1 protein-coding gene is annotated in these 2,124 nt (G+C 72.5%); it reads left to right on the top strand.

Annotated features, from left to right (window positions below; translation table 11 throughout):
- Positions 1 to 2,124, top strand: a 2,124-nt coding sequence (locus tag ADK55_RS13830; protein WP_234350033.1) for a condensation domain-containing protein, incomplete at both ends; no start/stop codon positions are given.

The following is a 2,124-nucleotide window of genomic DNA, read 5'->3' on the forward strand; positions in this document are numbered from 1 at the left end:
CCCGCCACGACCGCCTCGCACTTCGTGCCCCACCCCTTCGGTCCGCCCGGCTCGCGCCTCTACCGCACCGGCGACCAGGCCCACTGGGACACCGTCGGAAACCTGCACTACACGGGACGCACCGACACCCAGATCAAGATCCGCGGCTTCCGCATCGAACCCACCGAGATCGAAACCGTCCTCACCACCCACCCCCTCGTCAATCAGGCCACGCTGGTCCACGCCGACGACCGACTGACGGCGTACGTGACGCTCACGTCCGGGACGCGGCCCGCGCCCAGCCCGGGCGACCTCAAAGCCTGGTTGCGCGAGCGGCTGCCCGATCACATGGTTCCCGCCCGGTTCGCCGTCCTCGACCGGCTGCCGCTCACCCCCAACGGGAAGATCGACCGGCGGGCGCTGCCGGCCGTGGAGGCGCTCCCGGCCGTCGGGGGGCGGGCTCCGCGCAGTGAGTTGGAGGAGGTCGTCAGGACGCTGGTCGGCGAGGTGCTCGGTTTGTCCGTGCCCCTGTCCATGGACGACGACTTCTTCGACCACGGCGGCCACTCGCTCCTCGCCGCCCGCCTCACCAACCGCATCGGCGCCACCCTCGGTGTGACCCTCACCCTGCGGGACGTTTTCCGGCACCCGACGCCGGGCGCTCTCGCCCGGCGGATCGAGGACGCCGGGCTGCGGCCCACCCTGCCGCCGCTGACCCGCGTCGAGGAACGCCCGGGGCGGCTGCCCCTGTCCTTCGCCCAGCAGCGGCTCTGGCTGGTGGAGGCACTGGGCGGGCGGGGAACCTCGTACAACGTTCCGTTGGCGGTCCGGCTGGAGGGCCGACCGGATTCCGACGCGTTGCGGGAGGCGTTCGGGGACCTCGTCGCCCGTCACGAGCCGCTGCGGACCCGGTTCGCCTCCGCGGAGGGCCACCCGTACCAGGTGATCGACCCGCTTCCCGTCACACCCGACTTCGAGGTGCGCGACGTCCCCGTGGAGCGTCTGGACGCCGAACTCCTCGCGGCGGCCGGCCACTGCTTCGACCTGACGGCCGAACACCCCTTGCGCGTCACGCTCTTGCGGACGGACGGCGGGGACTGCGCCCTGCTCGTGCTGCTGCACCACATCGCCACCGACGGCCAGTCGCTCGGGCCGCTGTTCGCGGACCTCTCCACCGCCTACGCGGCCCGGCTCGAAGGCCGGGCGCCCGACCGGGATCCGCTGCCCGTCACCTACACCGACTACGCCCTCTGGCAACGCGCCGCTCTCACCGGACGGCCGCTCCATGAACAACTCGCCTACTGGAAGACCGCGCTGGCGGGGCTTCCGGAGGAACTCGCCCTGCTTCACGACCACCCCGCGCCGGCCACCGCGGGACAGCGCGGGGGCATGGTCCGGGTGGACTTCGGATCCGAACTCCACCAAAGCATCGTGGAGTTGGCGCGTGCCGAACGCTGCACTCCGTTCATGGTCGTACAGGCCGCGCTGGCCGCGACCCTGACCCGCTCGGGTGCGGGCACCGACATCCCGATCGGGTCGCCGGTCGCCGGTCGGTCGGACGAGGCGCTGTCGGCGCTGGTGGGATTCTTCGTCAACACCCTCGTACTGCGCACCGACACCTCCGGTGATCCGGAGTTCCGTGAGCTGCTGGCCCGGGTCCGCGGCGCCGACCTGGATGCCTTCGCCCATCAGGACGCCCCCTTCGACCTGGTGCTGGAGGCCGTGAACCCGGCGCGCTCCCTGGCCCGACACCCGCTGTTCCAGGTCTGCCTGGCGTTGGAGTCCGGTCCGTCGGTCGTGCCGAAGCTGCCGGGGCTGCACGCCGGGCCGGTCGAGCCGCTGGCCACCGGTGCGGTCAAGTTCGACCTGGAGTTCCTGCTGCGGGCCGATGAGGAGCGGGGTCTGACCGGGGCCGTGCTCTACCGCCGCGACCTGTACGAGCAGGCGACCGTCGAGCGTCTCGTCGCGAGGGTGCGCCGCGCGCTGGAGCAGGCGACGGCCGGGCCGCGCACGCGGTTGTCGGAGCTGGAGCTGCTCGGGGAGGCCGAGCGGCGGCAGGTGGTGGAGGAGTGGACGGGCACCCGTGCGGAGATCGGCGAGGCGACCCTCCCAGACCGCTTCGAGGAGCAGGCACGACTGCGACCC

Source organism: Streptomyces sp. WM4235, assembly GCF_001279725.1.
In the GTDB taxonomy this organism is placed as follows: domain Bacteria; phylum Actinomycetota; class Actinomycetes; order Streptomycetales; family Streptomycetaceae; genus Streptomyces.